The organism is Streptomyces sp. NPDC012466 (assembly GCF_042955215.1).
Taxonomy (GTDB): Bacteria; Actinomycetota; Actinomycetes; order Streptomycetales; family Streptomycetaceae; genus Streptomyces.
Window position 1 is genome coordinate 741,787 of sequence record NZ_JBIBEQ010000001.1, and the last position, 21,101, is coordinate 762,887.

At 72.0% G+C, this 21,101-nt stretch carries 18 protein-coding genes; 9 read left to right on the forward strand and 9 right to left on the reverse strand.

Going from position 1 to position 21,101, the window contains the following annotated elements; genetic code table 11:
* Window positions 1-8: 8 nt before the first annotated feature.
* From ACFY9E_RS03330 to ACFY9E_RS03360, 7 genes are all read right to left on the reverse strand, one after another.
* Window positions 9-1,028, reverse strand: coding sequence for an ABC transporter permease (locus ACFY9E_RS03330; RefSeq protein ID WP_390978872.1), 1,020 nt, complete (start codon window positions 1,026-1,028; stop codon window positions 9-11).
* Complete coding sequence (locus ACFY9E_RS03335; RefSeq protein WP_390978874.1) at window positions 1,025-2,542, reverse strand: ATP-binding cassette domain-containing protein; 1,518 nt, start codon at window positions 2,540-2,542, stop codon at window positions 1,025-1,027. The genes ACFY9E_RS03330 and ACFY9E_RS03335 overlap by 4 nt, the downstream gene beginning before the upstream one ends.
* Before the next feature lie 113 nt (window positions 2,543-2,655).
* Window positions 2,656-3,837 carry an ROK family protein gene (locus ACFY9E_RS03340; protein ID WP_390978877.1) on the reverse strand — a complete coding sequence of 394 codons (1,182 nt, stop codon included), beginning with the start codon at window positions 3,835-3,837 and terminating at the stop codon, window positions 2,656-2,658.
* A 329-nt stretch (window positions 3,838-4,166) separates the two neighbouring features.
* A complete protein-coding gene (locus ACFY9E_RS03345) occupies window positions 4,167-4,844 on the reverse strand; it encodes an FCD domain-containing protein (protein ID WP_390978879.1) in 678 nt (225 codons plus the stop codon).
* Between the two features lie 163 nt (window positions 4,845-5,007).
* On the reverse strand, window positions 5,008-5,946 hold the full coding sequence (locus tag ACFY9E_RS03350) for a beta-ketoacyl-ACP synthase 3 (RefSeq protein WP_390978881.1): 939 nt from the start codon (window positions 5,944-5,946) through the stop codon (window positions 5,008-5,010).
* A 206-nt stretch (window positions 5,947-6,152) separates the two neighbouring features.
* Window positions 6,153-6,293, reverse strand: a complete 141-nt coding sequence (locus tag ACFY9E_RS03355) for a hypothetical protein (RefSeq protein ID WP_390978882.1) — start codon at window positions 6,291-6,293, stop codon at window positions 6,153-6,155.
* Window positions 6,262-7,593 carry an MFS transporter gene (locus ACFY9E_RS03360; protein WP_390978884.1) on the reverse strand — a complete coding sequence of 444 codons (1,332 nt, stop codon included), beginning with the start codon at window positions 7,591-7,593 and terminating at the stop codon, window positions 6,262-6,264. The genes ACFY9E_RS03355 and ACFY9E_RS03360 overlap by 32 nt, the downstream gene beginning before the upstream one ends.
* A 234-nt stretch (window positions 7,594-7,827) precedes the next feature.
* Between ACFY9E_RS03360 and ACFY9E_RS03365 the strand changes: the two genes are divergently transcribed.
* From ACFY9E_RS03365 to fdhD, 5 genes are read left to right on the forward strand one after another with little or no spacing between them, the layout of a single operon-like run.
* On the forward strand, window positions 7,828-8,799 hold the full coding sequence (locus ACFY9E_RS03365) for a 2-dehydropantoate 2-reductase (RefSeq protein ID WP_390978885.1): 972 nt from the start codon (window positions 7,828-7,830) through the stop codon (window positions 8,797-8,799).
* A gap of 10 nt (window positions 8,800-8,809) precedes the next feature.
* Window positions 8,810-10,729 (forward strand): molybdopterin-dependent oxidoreductase, encoded by a 1,920-nt coding sequence (locus ACFY9E_RS03370; RefSeq protein ID WP_390978887.1) that lies wholly within the window; start codon window positions 8,810-8,812, stop codon window positions 10,727-10,729.
* A gap of 6 nt (window positions 10,730-10,735) precedes the next feature.
* Window positions 10,736-12,559 carry an NAD(P)H-dependent oxidoreductase subunit E gene (locus ACFY9E_RS03375; RefSeq protein ID WP_390978889.1) on the forward strand — a complete coding sequence of 608 codons (1,824 nt, stop codon included), beginning with the start codon at window positions 10,736-10,738 and terminating at the stop codon, window positions 12,557-12,559.
* Entirely contained in the window at window positions 12,556-13,416 is an 861-nt protein-coding gene (locus ACFY9E_RS03380) for a 2Fe-2S iron-sulfur cluster-binding protein (RefSeq protein WP_390978890.1), read from the forward strand. Before ACFY9E_RS03375 ends, ACFY9E_RS03380 begins: the two co-directional genes overlap by 4 nt.
* 7 nt (window positions 13,417-13,423) lie before the next feature.
* Window positions 13,424-14,272, forward strand: coding sequence for a formate dehydrogenase accessory sulfurtransferase FdhD (gene fdhD, locus ACFY9E_RS03385; RefSeq protein WP_390978892.1), 849 nt, complete (start codon window positions 13,424-13,426; stop codon window positions 14,270-14,272).
* 106 nt (window positions 14,273-14,378) lie between these two features.
* Here the strand turns inward: fdhD and ACFY9E_RS03390 are convergent, their stop codons facing one another.
* Window positions 14,379-14,816, reverse strand: coding sequence for a MarR family transcriptional regulator (locus ACFY9E_RS03390; protein WP_390978894.1), 438 nt, complete (start codon window positions 14,814-14,816; stop codon window positions 14,379-14,381).
* 103 nt (window positions 14,817-14,919) lie between these two features.
* Here ACFY9E_RS03390 and ACFY9E_RS03395 point away from each other — a divergent pair, with 103 nt between their 5' ends.
* The 3 genes from ACFY9E_RS03395 to ACFY9E_RS03405 all read left to right on the forward strand — a co-directional run bounded on the left by ACFY9E_RS03395 (window position 14,920) and on the right by ACFY9E_RS03405 (window position 19,096).
* Window positions 14,920-15,837, forward strand: coding sequence for a zinc-binding dehydrogenase (locus ACFY9E_RS03395; RefSeq protein ID WP_390978896.1), 918 nt, complete (start codon window positions 14,920-14,922; stop codon window positions 15,835-15,837).
* Between the two features lie 140 nt (window positions 15,838-15,977).
* Complete coding sequence (locus ACFY9E_RS03400) at window positions 15,978-17,849, forward strand: exo-alpha-sialidase (RefSeq protein ID WP_390978898.1); 1,872 nt, start codon at window positions 15,978-15,980, stop codon at window positions 17,847-17,849.
* A gap of 11 nt (window positions 17,850-17,860) precedes the next feature.
* On the forward strand, window positions 17,861-19,096 hold the full coding sequence (locus ACFY9E_RS03405; protein ID WP_390978900.1) for a DUF4185 domain-containing protein: 1,236 nt from the start codon (window positions 17,861-17,863) through the stop codon (window positions 19,094-19,096).
* Here ACFY9E_RS03405 and ACFY9E_RS03410 read toward each other — a convergent pair.
* Window positions 19,032-20,045 carry a bile acid:sodium symporter gene (locus ACFY9E_RS03410; protein ID WP_390980277.1) on the reverse strand — a complete coding sequence of 338 codons (1,014 nt, stop codon included), beginning with the start codon at window positions 20,043-20,045 and terminating at the stop codon, window positions 19,032-19,034. The genes ACFY9E_RS03405 and ACFY9E_RS03410 overlap by 65 nt on opposite strands.
* A gap of 161 nt (window positions 20,046-20,206) precedes the next feature.
* Between ACFY9E_RS03410 and ACFY9E_RS03415 the strand changes: the two genes are divergently transcribed.
* Window positions 20,207-21,085, forward strand: a complete 879-nt coding sequence (locus tag ACFY9E_RS03415; protein ID WP_390978902.1) for a LysR substrate-binding domain-containing protein — start codon at window positions 20,207-20,209, stop codon at window positions 21,083-21,085.
* Window positions 21,086-21,101: the final 16 nt, after the last annotated feature.

Below are 21,101 nucleotides of genomic sequence, written 5' to 3' on the forward strand. Positions count from 1 at the left end.
CCCTTTCCTCAGGTCGTGCTCGCGGTACGGCGCTGGACCAGCACGGCGGCGACGATGATCGCGCCCTTGGCGATCTGCTGGACGTCGCTCTGCAGGTTGTTCAGGGCGAAGATGTTGGTGATCGTGGTGAAGATCAGGACGCCGAGGACGGAGCCGGTGATGGTGCCCCGGCCGCCGGTGAGCAGGGTGCCGCCGATGATCGCGGCGGCGATGGCGTCCAGTTCGTAGAGGTTGCCGTTGGTGTTCTGGCCGGAGCCGGCCAGGACGATCAGCAGGAAAGCGGCGATGCCGCAGCACAGCCCCGACAGCAGGTAGAGGTAGAGCCGCTGGCGGCGGACGTCGATGCCGGCGAGCCGGGCGGCCTCCGGGTTGCCGCCGACGGCGACCGTGCGGCGCCCGAAGGTGGTCCGGTTGAGGACCAGCCAGCCGATGACGGTGACGACGGCGAACACCATGACCAGGGGTGGGACACCGAGGACGTAGGCGTCGCGCTCCCCCAGGTCGAGGACGGACGGCACGGTGACGATCTGGGTCTTGCCGTCGGTGATCTGCAGGGACAGGCCACGGGCGGAGGCCAGCATGGCGAGGGTGGCGATGAACGGCACCATCGCGCCGTAGGCGATGAGCACCCCGTTGACCAGGCCGCAGCCGACTCCGACGACGACCGCCGTGAAGAGGATGCCGGCGAAGCCGTACTCCTGGGTGGCCACGGTGGTCGCCCATACGGAGGCGAGGGCGACGATCGCGCCCACCGACAGGTCGATGCCGCCGGAGACGATGACGAAGGTCATGCCGACGGTGACGACACCGATCACGGACGCCTGGGTGAGGACGAGTTGCAGGTTGCGGGTGTCGAGGAACTCGTCGGGCTTGGTGATGCCGCCGATGAGGATCAGCGCGGCGAGCACGCCGACCAGCGAGAGGGTGCGGACGTCGGCGCGGGCGAGTGTGCCGCGCCAGGCGGGGGGCCGGGTCTGGGGCACCTTGTCGGTCGTGCTGTCCCGCGGCGGGGAGACGGGCTGCGTCATGACGCCGGGCTTCCTTCCATGACCAGGTCGAGTACGCGGTGTTCGTCGAGTTCGCACGCGGGTGCCGTGTGGACGACACGGCCCTCGCGCAGCACCAGGACGCGGTCGGCGAGGCCGAGCACCTCGGGCACCTCGCTGGAGACCAGCAGCACGGCGAGGCCCTCGTCGGCCAGCCGGCGGATGACCGCGTAGAGCTCGGCGCGGGCGCCGACGTCGACGCCGCGGGTGGGTTCGTCGAGCAGCAGCACCTTGCAGCCGCGCAGCAGCCAGCGGGCGAGGACGGCCTTCTGCTGGTTGCCGCCGGACAGGGTGCGCACGGGCACGGACGGGTTGTCCGGCCGGAGCGACAGTTCGCGGGTCGCGGCCCGGGCGGCGCCCAGTTCGGCGCCCCGGTCGATCCAGCCGCCGCGCGAGAAGCGGGACATGGAGGAGACCGACACATTGCGGGTGACGGACTCCAGCATCAGCAGGGCCTGCGCCTTGCGTTCCTCGGGGGCGAGCCCGAGTCCGGCCCGGACGGCGGCCCGTACGCTGCCCGGCTTCAGGGCCTTGCCGCCGACCAGCACCTGACCGGTCGTCGGTTTGCGGGCGCCGTAGACGGTCTCCAGGATCTCGGAGCGGCCCGAGCCGACGAGTCCGGCCAGGCCGACGATCTCACCCGGCCGCACCTCCAGGTCGAACGGTTCGAACTCCCCTTGCCGGGAGAGCCCTTGGACCGTCAGCACGGGTTCGGCGGGCGGCGGTGTGACGGGCCGGTCCGGGAAGACGTACTCGACGTTGCGGCCCGTCATCAGCGCGACGACCTCGCGGGTCGGGGTCGACTTCGCCGGGAGCCCGTTCGCGACGGCCCGGCCGTCCTTGAGCACCGTCACCCGGTCGCCGATGCGGCGGATCTCCTCCAGGCGGTGCGAGATGTAGACGACGGCGACCCCGGCGGCGGTGAGGTCGCCGACGATGCGGAAGAGGTTGTCGACCTCGTCCGGGTCGAGGGCGGCGGACGGCTCGTCCATCACGATGAGCCGTACGTCGTGGGAGAGCGCCCGGGCCATGGACACGATCTGCTGCTGTGCCGCCGACAGTTCCCCGACGAGCCGGGCCGGATCGATCTCGGCATGCCCGAGTCGCTTGAGGAGAGCGGCGGTTGACGCCTTGGCCGCCTTCCCTCGGACGACGAATCCCGCGGTGGTCGGCTCATGCCCGAGATGGACGTTCTCGGCGACGGACAGGTGCTCCACCAGGTCGAGTTCCTGGTAGATGGTGGCGATGCCGAGGCGCATGGCCGCGATGGGCGAGCGGAGGGTGACCTCCTCGCCGCGCCAGCGCAGACGGCCGGTGTCGGGCTGGTGGGCGCCGGCCAGGACTTTGATGAGGGTCGATTTGCCGGCGCCGTTCTGGCCGAGCAGGCAGTGCACCTCACCGGCCTGGACGTCGAGGTCGACGCCGTCGAGGGCCCGGACTCCGGGGAACGACTTGGTGATGCCGGACATGCTGAGCAGCGGTGGTTCTGGTGCCATGCGGATTCCCCTTGGCGGGCGGGCCGGTGTCAGGGCGCTTGTCGAGCAGGCGTGTTTCAGGGCAGGGCAGGGCAGAGCAGGGCGCTGTGCTGGTGAGCCGTGCGGTGGCAGGACTACGCGGGCGAGAACAGGTGATCGCTGATGAGCCGGGCCGCGCCGATGACTCCGGCGGTGGGGCCGAGCTCGCCCAGGACGATGGGCAGGTTGCCGGTCGCCAGAGGCAGCGACTGGCGGTAGACCTGGGTGCGGATCGCGGCGAGCAGGGTGTGGCCGAGGCCGGTCACCCCGCCGCCGATCACCACCAGACCCGGGTTGAAGAAACTGACCAGGCCGGCGATGACCTGGCCGGTGCGGTTGCCGCCCTCGCGGATCAGATCGAGGGCGGTGGCGTCACCGGCGGAGGCCGCGGCGGCGACGTCGACGGCGGTGAGGCCGCCGTTCATCTCCAGCCGCGAGGCCAGTTCGGCCGAGCGGCCCTGCTGGGCGGCCTCCAGGGCGTCGCGGGCGAGGGCCGCCCCGCTGAAGTGGGCCTCCAGGCAGCCCCGGTTGCCGCAGGCGCACGGGCGGCCGTCGGGCACGGCCTGGATGTGCCCGATGTCGCCGGCGCTGCCCGTCGTACCGCGGTAGACCTCACCGCCGACGACGATGCCGCAGCCGATGCCGGTGCCGATCTTGACGCAGAGGAAGTCACCGACGCTGCGGGCGACGCCCGCGTGCTGCTCCCCCATCGCCATGAGGTTCACGTCGTTGTCGACCATGACCGGGCAGCCGAGTTCCTGGCTGAGCGCCTCCCGCACGGGGAAGCCGTCCCAGCCCGGCATGATCGGCGGCGCCACCGGGATGCCCTCGGGGAAGCGGACCGGGCCCGGGACGCCGATGCCGGCGCCGTCGAACCCCTCCGCGAGCCCGGAGGCCCTCAGTTTCGCGGCCATGGCCAAGACCTGCTCGAAGACCGCGACCGGGCCCTCGCGCACGTCCATGGGCTGGTTGAGATGCCCGAGGGTCTCCAGTTCGGCATTGGTGACGGCGACGTCGATCGAGGTCGCGCCGATGTCGACGCCGAGGAAGCGCAGCTCGGGGTTGAGCCGGACGTTGTGGGAACGGCGGCCGCCGCGCGAGGCGGCGAGTCCGTCGGCCACGACCAGCCCCGTCTCCAGCAGCCGGTCCACCTCCACGGCCAGCTTGGACCGCGAGAGGTCGACCTGGTCGCCGAGCTGGGCACGTGAGTTGGGTCCGCCGTCGCGCAACAGCTTGAGCAGTCGGGCCTGGTGGGCGTTCGCGGGTCGTGCGGTCATACGTCTCACGAGCCCCTCCCCGCCTCGATCGGCCTGTGCGCGCCGGTTTTCCGCCACCTCGGTGGCTTGCTTTCGGAGGGAACGTAGCAGCGGCCACCGGAGGTGGGAAGAAGTCGCGCAGGAATTGCCCTCTACTTTTTCCACTCACAGGACAAAGGCGAGGGCAGGGCGGTCCCTTGGACCAAGGGGCCACCGTCTCCCGCGTCTTCCCGCGGGCACACCGGCGGGCCGGACGACACGATCCGGCGGTACCGACAGCCCGGTGGGCCGGAACGACACGAACCCGGCGGTACCGACAGCCCCCCTGCGCCCGGGGACAGCCCGATCGCCTAGGAGCGCGCCCGCGCGTGGTACGACCGTCGCGTGTGCTCCGTGTGGGCGCGCATCAGCTGGGTGGCGCGCTGTTCGTCCCGGTCGGAGACCGCGGCGATCAGCTCGCGGTGTTCGATCCAGGACTGGTGGCCGCGCCGGCGGGCCACCGGCGTGTAGTACCAACGCACGCGCCGGTCGACCTGGGCGGCGAGTTCGGCGAGGACCGCGTTGCCCGCGAGCTCCATGATCTTGGCGTGGAAGCGGGCGTTCATGGCGACGGCCCCGTCCACGTCGTCGGCCTCGACGGCCTTCTCGCCCTCCGCGCACAGCGCTTCCAGGGCGGCGATGCCCGCGCTGTTCGCGTTGGCCGCCGCGAGCCGGGCCGCCTCGGCCTCCAGGAGCGTACGGACCGTGAGGAGCTGGTCGGCCTCCTCCTCCGTCGGCTCGTGCACGAACGCGCCCTGTGCGGGCCGCAGATCGACCCACCCCTCGGTGTTGAGCCGCTGCAGGGCCTCGCGCACGGGCTGCCGGGAGACCCCGAGATGCCCGGCGAGTTCGCTCTCGACGAGATGCTGGCCGGGCTGGAGCGCACGCGTGGTGATGAGTTCGAGCAGTGCCTCGTAGACACGGTCGCGCAGCGGACCCGGGCGTTCCAGCTTGGGTACCGCCCCCTGGGGCAGGCCTGTCGACAGCATCGCGGTCCCCCTCCTCGGCAGGGCCGTGCACAGCGCGGCGCGAGCCGGTATCGCCGCAGAGTCAGTATTGATTGTCTTTCGTCTACAGTCTACGGCGCACAAGAGCCAGGGCTTTGGGGAGTTGACCGCGTCACACCACCCCTCCGCCAGGGGCGGCGCACGCTCAGGGGCAGCGCACGACCTGCCCCGCGTACGAGAGGTTCCCGCCGAAACCGAACAGCAGCACCGGGTCGCCGGTGGTGAGCGCCCCCTGCTCGACCAGCTTCGAGAAGGCCAGCGGGATGCTCGCGGCCGAGGTGTTGCCGGACTCGGTGACATCGCGCGCGACGACCGCGTTGACGGCGCCGATCTTCTCGGCGAGGGGTTCGATGATGCGCAGGTTCGCCTGGTGCAGCACGACTCCGGCGAGGTCGGCCGGCTCCAGCCCGGCCCGCGCGCAGGCCCGGCGCGCGATGGGCGGGAGCTGCGTGGTGGCCCAGCGATAGACGCTCTGCCCCTCCTGGGCGAAGCGCGGCGGGTTGCCCTCGATGCGCACCGCGTTGCCCATCTCGGGCACCGAGCCCCACAGCACCGGACCGATGGCCGGCTCGCCGGCGGCCTCCACCACCGCGGCCCCGGCTCCGTCGCCGACGAGCACACACGAGCTGCGATCGCTCCAGTCGGCCACGTCGGACATCTTGTCGGCCCCTATGACCAGCGCCCGGCTCGCGCCCCCCGCGCGGACGGCGTGGTCGGCGGTGGCCAGGGCGTGGGTGAAGCCGGCGCACACGACGTTGAGGTCCATGGTGGCGGCCTGCGGGATGCCCAGGCGGGCCGCGACCCGGGCCGCCATGTTGGGCGAGCGGTCGACGGCCGTGGAGGTGGCGACCAGCACCAGATCGATGTCCGCCGGGGTCAGCCCGGCGGACGCGAGGGCCTTGGCGGCGGCGTGGCCGGCCAGTTCGTCGACCGGCTCGTCGGGTCCGGCGATGTGGCGGGTTCGGATGCCCACCCGGCTCCTGATCCACTCGTCACTGGTGTCCACCAGGGCCGCCAGGTCCTCGTTGGTGAGCACCTTGGCGGGCTGGTAGTGGCCGACGGCGGCGATGCGCGAGCCGTTCATTGGGTGGGTCCCCCTCGTTGCCTTGGGTAGCGGATCCACCAGTCTGATCAGTGACTCACGGGTACGACGGCAGCCAAGACGACAGGAAACGAGCGCCGGGGTTGTCAGCTTCGGTCAGGAGCTCGGACGCCCGGACACCTGTCGGACGCCCACCCTGTGCCCCGCGGCCCGACCGGCACACCGGCGCCCGCCCCACGCTTGGGCACCTACCCGGTGAACAGCTGTGTCGCCTTGCGGACGAGCTCGTACAGCCCGTAGGCGAGCGGGACGCCCACCCACGCCCAGGCGAAGGCGATCAGCCACCGCCGGTCAGGGCTAGGCGGACTCTGACTGCTCTCGCCGGACATGGGCGGCCTCCTTCGGGGCGGGGACGTGGTGGCGGGGGTCGACGGGCCGGACCAGTTCGTTGGCGACGAAGCCGACGACGAGCAGCCCGATCATGATGACGAAGGACAGCCCGTACAGGGACGCGCCGTGCCGGCCCGCCTCCTCCTGCCGGTCGGCGATCCAGTTCACGATCAGCGGCCCGAGCACCCCGGCCGTGGACCAGGCGGTGAGCAGCCGCCCGTGGATGGCACCGACCTGGTACGTACCGAACAAATCCTTCAGGTAGGCGGGAACCGTGGCGAAACCGCCGCCGTAGAAGGAGAGGATGACCAGCGCGCACAGGATGAACAGCGGCTTGGAGGAGTCGCCGAACAGGGCGATGAGCGCGTACATCAGGGCGCCGGCCCCCAGGTAGACGCGGTAGATGTTCTTGCGGCCGATGAGGTCGGAGGTCGACGACCAGCCGATGCGGCCCGCCATGTTCGCCGCCGACAGCAGCGCGACGAAACCGGCGGCGGCGGTCACCGACACCGGGGTGGAGGTGTCCGCGAAGAAGTCCGTGATCATCGGCGCGGCCTTCTCCAGGATGCCGATGCCGGCGGTGACGTTCATGCAGAGCACGAGCCACAGCAGCCAGAACTGCGGGGTGCGGACGGCCTGGTTCGCACTGACCTGCGGGCCGGCGAGGACACTCGGCCCGCTCTCCACGGGCTTCTCGGTGCGAGGCACCCGGACCAGCAGCACACCCAGCAGCATGAAGACGGCGTACGACAGCCCGTGCACGAGGAAGGCGAGCGCGATGCCGGAGCTGTCGCCGCCGAACGACTCCAGCATCTGCGCCGTCCACGGCGAGGCGATGAGCGCGCCGCCGCCGAAGCCCATGATGGCGATACCGGTGGCCATGCCGGGCCGGTCCGGGAACCACTTGATCAGCGTGGAGACGGGCGAGATGTAGCCGATGCCGAGGCCGATGCCGCCGACGAAGCCGTAGCCGAGGACGATCAGCCAGTACTGCTCCAGGGACGCGCCCAGCGCGGAGAGCAGGAAGCCGGAGGAGAAGCAGATCAGGGCGACGGTCATGGCCCAGCGCGGGCCGTTGCGCTCCACGAGCGTGCCGCCGAACGCAGCGGACAGGCCCAGCATGACGATGCCCAGCTGGAAGGGCAGCGCGCTCTGTGTGCCGCTGAGGCCGAGCGCGGACTCCAGGGGCGGCTTGAACACGCTCCAGGCGTAGGCCTGGCCGATGGAGAGATGGACGGAGAGAGCGGCGGGCGGGACGAGCCAGCGGCTCCAGCCCGGGGGCGCGACTGGGGGACTCATGAACCCCGGACGGTAGGCATCCGCGCGGGAGTTGAGAAGGCGGCGCGTCGACCGTATGCGGTGAGCGGTATCCAGCATGCGCCGAACGGTCGGCGCGCGAACCCTTGCCGCCCCAACCTCCATACTGTAGACAATATTTCGTCGACACAAGCCGTCCGCGAGCCATACGCGACCCGTGGGCGGCCGGACGGCAGCCACCTCCGCGGTATCCCTCAAACCGAACGGAGTGTTCCCGTGAAAGTCGCAGTTCTCGGCGCCGGTGCCATCGGCGCCTACGTCGGCGCCGCGCTCCACCGCGCGGGCGCCGAGGTGCATCTCATCGCCCGTGGACCGCATCTGGCGGCCATGAGGCAGCACGGAGTCCGGGTGCGCAGCCCACGCGGCGACTTCACCGCGCGCCCCCACGCCACCGACGACCCGGCCGAAGTCGGCCCGGTCGACCACGTCTTTTTGGGCCTGAAGGCCAACGCGTACGCGGCGTGCGGGCCGCTGATCGCGCCCTTGCTGCACGAGACGACCTCGGTCGTCGCTGCCCAGAACGGCATCCCCTGGTGGTACTTCCACCGGCACGGCGGCCCGTACGACGGTCACCGCGTCGAGAGTGTCGACCCGGACGGCGCGGTCAGTGCGGTGCTCGCGCCCGAACGGGCCATCGGCTGTGTCGTCTACGCGGCGACCGAACTCGAAGGGCCGGGCGTCGTCCGGCACTTGGAGGGCACGCGGTTCTCCATCGGCGAGCCCGACCGCAGCCGCTCCGCCCGCTGTCTCGCCTTCAGCGAGGCCATGCAGGCCGGCGCCCTGAAGTGCCCGGTCGAACCGGACCTGCGCAGCGACATCTGGGTCAAGCTGCTCGGCAACATCTCCTTCAACCCGATCAGCGCCCTGGCCCGCGCCACCATGCGGCAGATGTGCCTGCACGGCGGTACCCGCAAGGTCATCGAGATCATGATGACCGAGACGCTGGCGGTCGCCGAGGCCCTCGGCTGCGAGGTCGGGGTCTCCATCGAGCGCCGGCTCGCGGGCGCCGAGCGGGTCGGCGACCACCGCACCTCCACGCTCCAGGACCTGGAGCGCGGCAAGCCGCTCGAACTCGACGTGCTGCTCGCCGCGGTCGTCGAGCTGGCGGAGATCACCGGCGTGGAGGTGCCCACCCTGCGCACCGTGCACGCCATCTCGGACCTGCTCGCGCTGAGGAGCGCCGCATGAGGAGCGTCGTATGAGGAAACGGCAACCGAAGACCTACACCCGGCTGACGCACCCGCTCGTACGGGACTCCCGCGACGAGCCGTTCCGGCAGGCCACCTGGGTGGAGGCCCTGGACCGGGCCGCCCTGGGCCTCGGGCGCAACCGCGACGCCTTCGGCATGTTCAGCTGTGCCCGCGCCACCAACGAGATGAACTACGTGGCGCAGAAGTTCGCCCGGGTCGTCATGGGGACCAACAACGTCGACTCCTGCAACCGCACCTGTCACGCCCCGAGCGTGGCGGGCCTGTCGGCGGCGTTCGGCTCGGGCGGCGGGACGTCGTCGTACGAGGAGATCGAGCGCACCGACGTCATCGTGATGTGGGGCTCCAACGCCCGGTTCGCGCACCCGATCTTCTTCCAGCACGTGCTGAAGGGGATCAGGAACGGCGCCCGGATGTACGCGGTCGATCCGCGCCGGACGTCGACCGCCGAGTGGGCGGAGAGCTGGATGGGGCTCAACGTCGGCACGGACATCCCGATGGCGCACGCGGTCGGCCGCGAGATCATCCACGCGGGGCTCGCGAACGAGGCGTTCATCGAGCGGGCGACCACCGGCTTCGAGGAGTACAAGGCGCTGGTCGAGCCGTGGACGCTGTCGCTCGCCGAGAAGGTCACGGGCGTACCGGCGGCGGCCATCCGCGAGCTGGCGCACGCCTACGCACGTGCCGAACGGGCCCAGTTGTGCTGGACCCTGGGCATCACCGAGCACCACAACGGCACCGACAACGTCCGCGCCCTGATCAACCTGTCCCTGCTCACCGGGCATGTCGGCCGTTACGGCTCAGGGCTTCAGCCCCTGCGCGGGCAGAACAACGTGCAGGGCGGCGGCGACATGGGAGCGATCCCCAACCGGCTGCCGGGCTTCCAGGACATCCTGGACGCGAGCGTCCGGCTGAAGTTCGAGTCGGCCTGGGACACCGTGATCCAGCCGCACTACGGCCTGAACCTCACGGAGATGTTCGAGGCCATGGAGGACGGCTCGCTCAAGGCCGTCTACTGCATCGGCGAGAACCCTGCCCAATCGGAGGCGGACAGCGAGCAGGCCGTACGCCGGCTGAAGGCCCTGGACTTCCTGGTCGTGCAGGACATCTTCCTGACGAAGACGGCCGAGCTCGCGGACGTCGTCCTGCCGGCCACCGCCGGCTGGGCGGAGACCGACGGCACGACCACCAACAGCGAACGGCGCGTGCAGCGCGTACGCAAGGCCGTCACCCCGCCCGGTGAGGCCCGCGAGGACATCGACATCATCTGCGACCTCGCGGCCCGCCTCGGCCACGACTGGAAGTACGCCGACGCCGAGACCGTGTGGAACGAGCTGCGGTCGGTCTCGCCCGACCACTACGGCATGACGTACGAGCGGCTGGCGGAGCACCAGGGCATCCAGTGGCCCTGCCCGAGCACGGACGGCATCGAACCCACCTATCTGCACGGGCGGTTGTGGGAGACCGACCCCGCCCGGCGCGGCCCGCTCGCTCCCTTCGGGATCGTGCAGCACGACCCGCCCGTGGACCTCACCGACGAGCGGTACCCGATCCGGCTCACCACCGGGCGGCGGCTCGACTCGTACAACACCGGCGTGCAGAGCGGCGGTTACGCCTCACCGCTGCGGCGCGGCGAGTTCATCGAACTGAGCCCGGAGGACGCCGAGCGCTACGGGGTCGTGGTCGGCGAGCACGTCCAGGTGACCTCGCGGCGCGGGTCGGTGACGGCCCCGGTGTGGGTGGACCCCGCGCTGCGGCCCGGGCTCGCCTTCATGACCATGCACTTCCCCGACGAGGTGGACACCAACGCCCTGACGATCGAGGCGAACTGCCCGATCGCGGGGACGGCGGAGTTCAAGGCGTCGGCGATCCGGATCGAGAAGCTGCCCATCGCGACCATCGTGGGGTGAACGTACGTGGACCTGCACTTCGGTGACAGCAAACCGACGGACGAGGAACGGGCGGCCGTCGACGCCCTCCTCGGGCCTCCCGAGTCCTCCTGGGAGGGCGCCGACCGCTCCGATGCGGATCTGCGGTGGGCGCGTGGCGGGCGTGAGGCCCGGGACCGCCGCGACCTGCTGCTGCCGGGGCTGCACGCCGTCAACGACCGGATCGGCTGGATCAGCGAGGGCGCCCTCGACTACCTGTGCCGGCGGCTGACGGTGCCGCCGGCGGAGGCCTACGGGGTCGCCACCTTCTACGCCATGTTCTCGGTCGAGCCGCGTCCGGCGACCGTGCTCCACGTGTGCACGGACCTGGCGTGCGCGGCGGCCGGGGCACCGGAGCTGTGCGCCGGGATCGAGGAGCGGCTGGGCCCCGGCAGCGGGGTGAGTGTCGAGCGGAGCCCGTGCCTGGGCCTGTGCGAACGGGCCCCGGCCGCGCTCGCGATCAAGGCCGGGGATCCCGTCCGTACGGCGGTCTCCGCGCCGGCGACCGTCGAGGAGGCCGTGCTCGCCGCGAGCTCGCCCGGCTCCGCGCCAGAGGAGCCGCCGGCCGCGCTGGCGGTGCCCCAGGCGGGGCAGGACGGTCTGATGCTGCTGCACCGCGTCGGCGTGGTCGACCCGTCTTCCCTCGACGACTACCGCGCCCACGGCGGCTACGCCGCCCTGCGCCGGGCCTTCGAACTGGGTCCCGCCGGGGTCATCCGCGAGGTCATCGACTCGGGCCTGGCCGGACGCGGCGGCGCCGCCTTCCCCACCGGCCGCAAGTGGCAGGCCACGGCCTCCCAGCCCGATCATCCGCACTACCTCGTCTGCAACGCCGACGAGTCCGAGCCGGGCACCTTCAAGGACCGCGTGCTCATGGAGGGCGACCCGTACGCGCTGATCGAGGCGATGACGATCGCCGGGTACGCGACCGGCGCGCACAAGGGTTACCTCTACCTGCGCGGCGAGTACCCGCGCGCCCTGCACCTGCTGGAGCACGCGATCGCGCAGGCGCGTGCGCGCGGACTGCTCGGCGACGACGTCCTCGGCCAGGGCTACGCCTTCGACATCGAGATCCGGCGCGGCGCGGGCGCCTACATCTGCGGTGAGGAGACGGCACTGTTCAACTCCATCGAGGGCTACCGGGGCGAGCCGCGCTCGAAGCCGCCGTTCCCCGTGGAGAAGGGCCTGTTCGGCAAGCCGACGGTCGAGAACAACGTCGAGACACTGGTCAACGTCCTGCCGATCCTGACGATGGGCGCCCCGGCGTACGCGGCGATCGGCACCCGGCGCTCCACCGGACCGAAGCTGTTCTGCGTGTCCGGGAGTGTGGAGCGGCCCGGTGTCTACGAGGTGCCGTTCGGCGCGACGCTGGGCGATGTGCTCACGCTGGCCGGGGTGCGGGACGGTCTGCGGGCGGTGCTGCTCGGCGGGGCGGCCGGCGGTTTCGTACGGGCCGACGAGCTGGACGTCCCGCTCACCTTCGAAGGGACGCGGGAGGCGGGCACCACACTCGGCTCGGGGGTGGTGATGGCCTTCGACGACAGCGTGCCCCTGCCCCGGCTGCTGCTGCGCATCGCGGAGTTCTTCCGGGACGAGTCGTGCGGGCAGTGCGTGCCCTGCCGGGTCGGGACCGTGCGGCAGGAGGAGGCGCTGCACCGGATCGTGGAGCGCACGGGCGCCGACGCCGCCGGGGACATCGCGCTGCTGCGGGAGGTCGGCCGCGCCATGCGGGACGCCTCGATCTGCGGTCTCGGGCAGACCGCGTGGAACGCCGTGGAATCCGCCATCGACCGTCTGGGGGCGTACGAATGACCGTCACACCGCTGGGGATCCCGCGCCGCATGCTGGAGTTCACCCTCGACGGCGAGGAGGCCCGGGTCCCCGAGGGCTCGACCGTCCTGGACGCCTGCCGGGCGGCCGGGAAGGACATCCCGACCCTGTGCGAGGGCGACACCCTGCGGCCGAAGAACGCCTGCCGCGTCTGTGTCGTCGAGGTCGAGGGGGCCAGGACGCTCGTCCCGGCCTGCTCCCGCGAGGCCGAGCCGGGGATGGAGGTGCGCACGGACACCGAGCGCGCCCGGCACAGCCGCAAGGTCGTCCTGGAACTGCTCGCGTCCTCGGTCGACCTGTCGACGACGCCGAAGGTCGCCGGGTGGCTCAAGGAGTACGAGGCGAAGCCGGACCGCTTCGGGCCGGACGCGGCCCGGCTGAACGAGGAGCCGAGGGTCGACAACGAGCTGTACGTGCGCGACTACGACAAGTGCATCCTCTGCTACAAGTGTGTCGACGCCTGCGGCGACCAGTGGCAGAACTCCTTCGCGATCTCGGTCGCGGGACGCGGTTTCGACGCCCGGATCGCCGTGGAGCACGACGCGCCGCTGACCGACTCGGCGTGCGTGTACTGCGGGAACTGCATCGAGGTGTGCCCCACGGGCGCGCTGTCCTTCAAATCCGAGTTCGACATGCGCGCGGCGGGTACGTGGGACGAGGCGCGGCAGACGGAGACGACCACGGTGTGCGCGTACTGCGGAGTGGGCTGCAACCTGACGCTGCACGTGCAGGACAATGAGATCGTGAAGGTCACCTCGCCGCACGACAACCCGGTGACCCACGGCAACCTCTGCATCAAGGGCCGCTTCGGCTACCAGCACGTACAGAACCGGGACTGATCAGGACATGGGACGAGTCACGGAACGACGCAAGGTTCTCCGCATCCGGGACGGGGCGGTCTCCAGCCGCCCCGACACGCTCGTCGCCGAGGAACCCCTGGAGATCCGGCTGAACGGCAAGCCCCTGGCGATCACCATGCGCACCCCGGGGGACGACTTCGCGCTGGCGGCGGGCTTCCTGGTGAGCGAGGGGGTGCTGGCCGGGCAGCAGGACCTGCAGAACATCGTCTACTGCGCCGGGGCGACGGCCGACGGCTCGAACACGTACAACGTGGTCGACGTGAAGACGGCCCCGGGCGTGGTGATCCCGGACATCACGCTGGAGCGCAACGTCTACACCACGTCCTCCTGCGGCCTGTGCGGCAAGGCGTCGCTCGACGCGGTGCGCACCACGGCCCGCTGGCCCATCGCCGACACTCCCCCGGTCCGGATCACCCCCGAGCTGCTCGCGAGCCTCCCCGACCGGCTGCGCGCGGCCCAGCGGGTCTTCGACCGGACGGGAGGGTTGCACGCGGCGGCCCTGTTCTCCGAGGAGGGCGAGCTGCTGGACGTCCGGGAGGACGTGGGCCGGCACAACGCGGTCGACAAGCTGGTCGGCCGCGCCCTGCAGAACGGGGACCTGCCGCTGTCGCGGGTGATCCTGCTCGTGTCGGGCCGGGCCTCCTTCGAGCTGGCGCAGAAGGCCGTGATGGCCGGCATCCCCGTGCTGGCGGCCGTGTCGGCCCCGTCCTCGCTGGCGGTTGACCTCGCCGCCGAGACGGGCCTGACGCTGGTGGGCTTCCTGCGGGGCAGCTCCATGAACGTGTACGCGGGTGAGGACCGGATCGCCCTGCGGGCCGCGGCCGCCCAGGGCTGAACCGGTTCCTCCGCGACACGGCGGCGGGGCCCCGACCGGCGGGGAGCGCCCCCTGCGCCGCAGGGGCCCCGTCTCGGCCCGCCCTCGCGAAGACGCGGGGGCGTCGTCAGTCCGCCGTACCGGATATCCGCAGCAGCATCCCCGTGAACTGCTCCCGCTCGGCCGCCGACAGCGGTGCGAGCAGTTCGTCGTTGGCCGCGCGGGCCGCCTTCTCGCAGCGCTTCAGCAGCCGTGCTCCCCGCGCCGTGAGGGACACCGCGTTCTTGCGGCGGTCCACCGGGTCCGGCTCGCGAACCACCAGGCCCGCCGACTGGAGGTCGTTGAGGACGCCGACCAGGTCCTTGGGGTCCAGCCCTACCCCGCGGCCGAGGTCGGCCTGCGCGACGGGACCGAGGTCGCGGACGGCGGACAGCACCACGTGGTGCCACATCCGCATGTCCTCCTCGGCCAGCGCCGCGGCCACCAGGGCCCGGCCGCGGGCGGCGGCGCGGCCGAGCAGCCAGCTGGGCAGGGAGCGGATCGCGGGGAGGGGGGCTTCCGACATGGCCGCAGCCTAACCAGTAAATCGTTGGGTGTTCCTATGATCCTCCTATACCGTTGGGGTTCCCAACGACTCCGTCGGGAAGTCCGACGACCCCGGAGGTGCGATGCGCCGCGTCCGCTACGAATCCCGAGGCGGCCCCCTCTTCCTGGAGGAGGCCCCGCTCCCCGAGCCCGGCCCCGGAGAGCTGCTCGTGCGCGCGGAGGCGATCGGCGTCACGCTCCCGGTGGTACGCAAGGTCACCGAGGCGGCCGAGCCCGTCCCGCTCGGCGGTGAGATCGCCGGGGAGGTCGTGGCCGTCGGTGGGGGCGTCACGAGTTTCGGTACCGGCGACCGGGTGACCGGGCTCTGCTTCAGCCACGGCTACGCCGACTTCGCGCTGCTGCACGAGGCCATGGCCTCCCCGGTCCCGGCAGACGCGAGCGCCGTCGCCGCGGTCGCCCTGGTCCGCAGCGGCCTGGTCGCCCTCGGTGCCCTGGAGGCGGCCCGCCCCCAGCCGGGCGAGGCGGCCCTGGTCACCGCGGCCGCGAGCGGCGTCGGCCACCTGGCCGTGCAGCTGGCCAGGACGCGCGGCGCCGGACGGGTCGTGGGAGCCGTCTCCGACCCGGCCAAGGCCGGTTTCGTCCGGGGCCTCGGCGCCGATCACGTCATTTCCTACGGCGACGGCAGCTGGGGCACCCCGGTCGACTACGTGCTGGACGCGGTCGGCGGAGAGCTGCTCACCCGCGCCCTCCACGCGCTCGTCCCCGAGGGGCGGCTGGTGGCCTACAGCTCGGGCGGCGGCACCATCCAGGCGTACGACCTGCTCGTGGACGCCAAGTCGGTGACCGGGTTCCAGATGGCCCGTATCGCCCGGGGGAAACCGGAGCTGTACGAGCAGTGGCGTGAGGAACTGTGGCGGCTGTTCGCGGCGGGAGAGATCAAGCCCGTCGTCCACGGGGAGTTCGCCCTGGAGGACGCGGCCAAGGCGCACGCGGAGATCGAGGAGCGGGCCAACCTGGGCAAGGTCGTCCTGATCCCCTGACGCACGATTCTTGTGGGGGGTCCGAGAAGCCAAGTACCGTCTGTGGCCCACACATTGGACGTGGAATGTCCGGATGACCAGATGTCTGTTCCCATGCACCGGTGGTCCGGCCGACAGACGCATGAAGGGCAGGTCGCACCATGCCGTCAAGTCTTCGCGCACGTCTGAGATCCACCCTGACCGCCGCTGCCGCCGCCGGGGCGCTGCTCGTGCCCACCGCCCCGGCGCACAGCCAACCCGCGGCATCCGCAGCGGAGTTCGAGCAGCAGGTTCTCTTCAAGGCCTCCCAGGACCCGGGTTACGCCTGCTTCCGGATCCCGGCGATCGTGCGCACCACCAGCGGCACGCTGCTGGCGTTCGCCGAGGGCCGCGTCCTCAACTGCGGCGACGCGGCCGACATCGACATCGTCGTCAAGCGCTCCACCGACGGTGGCCGTACCTGGGGGCCGCTCCAGGTCGTCACCGAGGGCGCGGGCGACACACACGGCAACCCGGCGCCGGTCGTGGACCGCAGGACCGGCCGGATCCTGCTGGCCGAGACGTTCAACACCGGCCGTACGGACGCCGGCAACTGCACCGTCCCCTGCGACCGCACCCCGCATCTGCAGTACAGCGACGACGACGGCCGGACCTGGTCCGAGCCGCGCGATCTGAGCGGCGAGATCCTGCCCGGGCACTGGAACTCCTGGTACGCGACCGGGCCCGTGCACGGAATCCAGCTGACCCGCGGCAAACACGCAGGGCGGCTCGTTTTCGGCGTCAACACCGAGACATGGAACGGCAGCCGGGTATCCGCCAACCACGCCGCGCTCGTCGTGAGCGACGACGGCGGCGACTCCTGGCGGGTCGGCGCCACCGACACCTGGCCCATAGGGCAGGACGGCACGTTCCGGCAGAAGCCGTCCGAGGTGACGCTCACCGAGCGCGCCGACGGCACCCTGCTCGTCAGCGGCCGGGAACAGGACGGCACCGACCTGGGCCACCGCTCCCAGACCCTCAGCCTGGACGGCGGCGACAGCTTCGCCACGCCGTTCCGCGCTCTCCCCGACCTGTACACCCCGCAGGTCCAGGGCGCGACCCTGCGCCTCGGTGACCGGATGCTGCTGTCCGCTCCGGCCGACCCCGACCGCCGCCGCACGATGATGGTCCGCTCCTCCTACGACGGCGGGCGCACCTGGGAGAGCGTGGACCGGGGCACGGTCGTCACCACGGACTGGTCCGGCTACTCCGACATGGCGGCCGTCGACCGCGCGACGGTGGGCCTGCTGTACGAGGGCGGCGCGGTCGACGCACGAGACGAGATCCGCTTCGCCCGATTCACCGAGGACTGGCTGAAGCCACGCCGGGGCGCCGACCCGACCACCCGCGACGCGGCGGCGGGTGCCAGGCCCGCGGCCGTGCTCGGCGGGGCCGGACCGACGGCCGGTGTCCGCGGCGGCGCGCTGTCCTTCGACGGCGCCGACGACGCCGTACGGCTGCCGTACCGGTCCCGGCTCCCCCTCGGGGACGGGGAGTTCACGGTCTCGCTGCACTTCCGCTACACCGCCACGACCGGCGAGCAGCCCTTTCTGTGGATGGGTGGCATCGGCACCACACAGCCGCAGATCTGGCTGCGCGGGGAGCCGGCCGGCAACCGGGTCCGGGGGCTGATCACCACCCGGTCGGGCGCCACGACCGTCAGGTCGGCCTCGGTGTCGGCCGACGGCGCCCACAACGACGGCCGCTGGCACCACCTGGCGCTGCGCCGCGGCGGTGGGAATCTGACGCTCTTCCTCGACGGCGAGGCGCTCAGCACCGTGGATGTGCCGGGCTCGGTGAGCCGCAACTCCCCCTTCGGGGTGCACATCGGCCAGCGCATGGACAGCCGGGCGTTCCTCACCGGGGCCATCGACGACGTCCGCGTGTGGAACCGGGCCCTGAGCGACAAGGAGCTGGCCTCCGGCACCTCGGGCGCGGCCGGGCGGGGCACGGTGCTGTGGCTGCCCATGGACCGGGTGAGCGACAGCAACTAACGTCACGGAACGTGCCCGACGACTCAGGAGCAGCACGAGCACGACAGCGCACGGGAACCGGGATCGGCCTTCTGCTGGTCCTGGTTCTCGGCGCGGCGCTGCTCATCGCCCTTCCGGATGACGACGGTTCGGACGACGACGCCTGCCGGGCGCTCACGGTCGGCTCCTGGAAGGCGGACGACCGCCTCACCGCGGAGTTCGCCCGCTACGGCGACGACGCGAGCCGCACCGACGACTGGACCGGCGGCGACGGCACGCACTCGGTGCGGCTGCCGGACGGCCGGGTGCTGTGGCTGTTCTCGGACACCTATCTGGGCCACGTGTACGGACCGCCCAACCCGCACGGCGAGTCCTACGCCTGGCGGGACACGACCGCGCCGCTGGTGCGCAACTCGGCCGTGCTGATGCGCGACGGCCGGCTCGAATCCACCCTGCCCGCACCGCTGTTCGCCGACCCGGCGCCCGACCAGTGGCGCTGGCCGGTCGCCGCCCGCGTCGAACCCCGCTCCCCCGGCTCCCCGGAGCAGGTCGTGCGGGTCCTGCTGTGGGTGCGCACGGCGGGGCAGGCCCCGTGGATCTACGGTGTGCCCACCGCCACCGAGGTCGCCACCCTGTCGCTGCCCGCACTGCGCCTGGAGTCGATCGTCGAGGTGCTCGACCAGCGTTCGGTCCCCGACCCGTCCCGCCGCGCGCTGTTCGGCACGACGCTGGTCGAGGAGGACGGCTGGACGTACGTGTTCGGTGGCGACGACGGCCGGGCCGCCTCCCGCCCCGCCTCGCACGCGTACGCGGCGCGGGTGCCGGAGGGCGGGCTCGCGGATCCGGACGCCTGGCAGTACTGGAGCGGCTCGGCATGGGTGCCCGGCGCCCGCCCCCGGCCGGTGCTCGGCGACGGGCGGCGCACGGGCGTGGGCAGCGCGTTCACGGTCGTCCGGGACGGCGGCACGTACGTGCTGTTCACGATGGCCGCCGGCCCGAAGGGACTGACCACCGTGGCCTCCTACTGGGCCTGCTCCCCGGCCGGGCCGTGGCACGGTCCGGCGAAGGAGTTCAGCCCCTCGCTGCCGCAGGGGCAGGTGGCCGCCTACAACCCCCAGGCGCATCCGGTGCTGAGCGGCGGGGGACGGCTCGTCCTGAGCTACGACGTCAACTGGCTGGAGACGACGGGCGCCGCCGCCCAGCTCAGCCGGAACGTGTCCCTGTACCGACCACGGTTCGTGACGCTGCGCCTGGCTGCGGCGCGGTGACCTCGCCCGCCGCCTCCCGTGCGCGCCGCTTGGCGATCACCGCGCACACGATCAGCTGCATCTGGTGGAAGAGCATCAGCGGCAGCACGGCGAGCGCCGCCTGCGCGCCGAACAGGACGCTCGCCATGGGCAGCCCGGCGGCCAGGGACTTCTTCGAGCCGGCGAACTGGATCGCGATCCGGTCCGCCCGGCCGAAGCGCAGCGCCTTGCCTCCGTACCAGGTCAGGAGCAGCATCACGGCGAGGATCACCGCCTCGACGACGACCAGGCCGCCGAGCCGCTCGGGGCTGACCTGGTGCCATATGCCCTGGACGACACCCACGCTGAACGCGGTGTAGACGACCAGCAGGATCGAACCGCGGTCCACCAGAGCGAGGACCCGCTTGCGGCGGGTGACGAAGCCGCCGATCCAGCGGCGCAGCAGCTGTCCGGCGACGAACGGCACCAGCAGTTGCAGCACGATCTTCAGCAGCGAGTCGGCGGAGAACCCGCCGCCGTTGCCGCCGAGCAGCGAGGCCGCGAGCAGCGGGGTGGCGATGATGCCGACGAGGGAGGAGAAGGAGCCCGCGCAGATCGCCGCGGGCACGTTGCCGCGGGCCATCGAGGTGAAGGCGATCGACGACTGGACGGTGGAGGGAACGAGCGTGAGGAACAGCAGCCCTTGGTAGAGCGGGTGCGTCAGGATCACCGGCACCAGCCCGCGGGCCGCGAGCCCGAGCAGCGGGAAGACGACGAAGGTGCAGGCCAGGACCGTGATGTGGAGCCGCCAGTGCCGCAGCCCGTCGAGCGCCTCACGGGTGGACAGCCGGGCGCCGTACAGGAAGAAGAGGAGGGCGACCGCGGCGGTGGAGGCACCGGAGGCGATGTCGGCGGCCGGCCCGCGCGCCGGGAACAGTGCGGCCAGACCCACCGTCCCGAGGAGGAGCAGGATGTAGGGGTCGATCGGCATCCACTGCGGCCACTGCAGGCGTTTCACGGTGCTCCACTTGCTTGGTACTTCCGTCGGTCCGGGGCCGTGGCGGCCCCCTTCCATCCTGCTCCCCCGGTCGGCGATCGGGAATCCCGTACACCGCTCTCACTGTCATCGCGTTTCGCGATAACGTGGCACCCATGTACGACCCGGCGCATCTGCGCACGTTCCTGTCGGTGGCGCAGACGCTGAGCTTCACGCAGGCCGCGCGGCGGCTCGGACTGCGGCAGTCCACGGTCAGCCAGCACGTGCGGCGGCTGGAGGACGCCGCCGGGCGGACGCTGTTCACCCGGGACACGCACTCGGTGGAGCTGACCGAGGACGGCGAGGCCATGCTCGGCTTCGCCCGCCGGATCCTGGAGGTGCACGAGCAGGCCGCGGCGTTCTTCACGGGCACCCGGCTGCGCGGCCGGCTGCGCTTCGGCGCCTCGGAGGACTTCGTTCTGACCCGGCTGCCCGAGATCCTCGAAGGCTTCCGGCACGAGCATCCGGAGGTCGACCTGGAGCTGACGGTCGAACTGTCGGGCACGCTGCACGAGCAGCTGGCCGCGGGGAAGCTGGATCTGGTCCTGGCCAAGCGGCGGCCCGAGGACCCGCGGGGTGAGCTGGTCCGGCACGACCGGCTGGTGTGGATCGGCGCGGAACGCCTCCGGCTCGACCCGGACCGCCCGGTGCCGCTCATCGTCTACCCGCCGCCGGGCATCACCCGCGCGCTCGCCCTGGAGGCCCTGGAGCGGCAGGGCCGCCAGTGGCGCGTGGTGTGCACCAGCGGCAGCCTCAACGGCCTGGTCGCGGCGGCCCGGGCCGGTCTCGGCGTGATGGCCCACTCGCGCGGCCTCATCCCGCCGGGACTGGTCCGGGTCCCGGACCGGGCGGGGCTGCCGGAACTGGGGCAGGTCGACTTCGTCCTGGTCCACGGCCGGCGCCGCCCCTCCGCCCAGGGCGCGGCGGACGCCCTGGCGGCGGCGGTCCTGGCGGGCGGCGACCGGCTGCACCGCAGCGAGCGCAAGGGGCTGTGACGAACCGGAGTAACAG

What these genes read in the sequence shown, in the direction of transcription:
- ACFY9E_RS03330 (WP_390978872.1), bottom strand. Translation starts at nt 1,028, where the DNA reads ATGACGCAGCCCGTCTCCCCGCCGCGGGACAGCACGACCGACAAGGTG.
- ACFY9E_RS03335 (WP_390978874.1), bottom strand. Translation starts at nt 2,542, where the DNA reads ATGGCACCAGAACCACCGCTGCTCAGCATGTCCGGCATCACCAAGTCG.
- ACFY9E_RS03340 (WP_390978877.1), bottom strand. Translation starts at nt 3,837, where the DNA reads ATGACCGCACGACCCGCGAACGCCCACCAGGCCCGACTGCTCAAGCTG.
- ACFY9E_RS03345 (WP_390978879.1), bottom strand. Translation starts at nt 4,844, where the DNA reads ATGCTGTCGACAGGCCTGCCCCAGGGGGCGGTACCCAAGCTGGAACGC.
- ACFY9E_RS03350 (WP_390978881.1), bottom strand. Translation starts at nt 5,946, where the DNA reads ATGAACGGCTCGCGCATCGCCGCCGTCGGCCACTACCAGCCCGCCAAG.
- ACFY9E_RS03355 (WP_390978882.1), bottom strand. Translation starts at nt 6,293, where the DNA reads ATGTCCGGCGAGAGCAGTCAGAGTCCGCCTAGCCCTGACCGGCGGTGG.
- ACFY9E_RS03360 (WP_390978884.1), bottom strand. Translation starts at nt 7,593, where the DNA reads ATGAGTCCCCCAGTCGCGCCCCCGGGCTGGAGCCGCTGGCTCGTCCCG.
- ACFY9E_RS03370 (WP_390978887.1), top strand. Translation starts at nt 8,810, where the DNA reads ATGAGGAAACGGCAACCGAAGACCTACACCCGGCTGACGCACCCGCTC.
- ACFY9E_RS03380 (WP_390978890.1), top strand. Translation starts at nt 12,556, where the DNA reads ATGACCGTCACACCGCTGGGGATCCCGCGCCGCATGCTGGAGTTCACC.
- fdhD (WP_390978892.1), top strand. Translation starts at nt 13,424, where the DNA reads ATGGGACGAGTCACGGAACGACGCAAGGTTCTCCGCATCCGGGACGGG.
- ACFY9E_RS03390 (WP_390978894.1), bottom strand. Translation starts at nt 14,816, where the DNA reads ATGTCGGAAGCCCCCCTCCCCGCGATCCGCTCCCTGCCCAGCTGGCTG.
- ACFY9E_RS03395 (WP_390978896.1), top strand. Translation starts at nt 14,920, where the DNA reads ATGCGCCGCGTCCGCTACGAATCCCGAGGCGGCCCCCTCTTCCTGGAG.
- ACFY9E_RS03400 (WP_390978898.1), top strand. Translation starts at nt 15,978, where the DNA reads ATGCCGTCAAGTCTTCGCGCACGTCTGAGATCCACCCTGACCGCCGCT.
- ACFY9E_RS03410 (WP_390980277.1), bottom strand. Translation starts at nt 20,045, where the DNA reads ATGCCGATCGACCCCTACATCCTGCTCCTCCTCGGGACGGTGGGTCTG.
- ACFY9E_RS03415 (WP_390978902.1), top strand. Translation starts at nt 20,207, where the DNA reads ATGTACGACCCGGCGCATCTGCGCACGTTCCTGTCGGTGGCGCAGACG.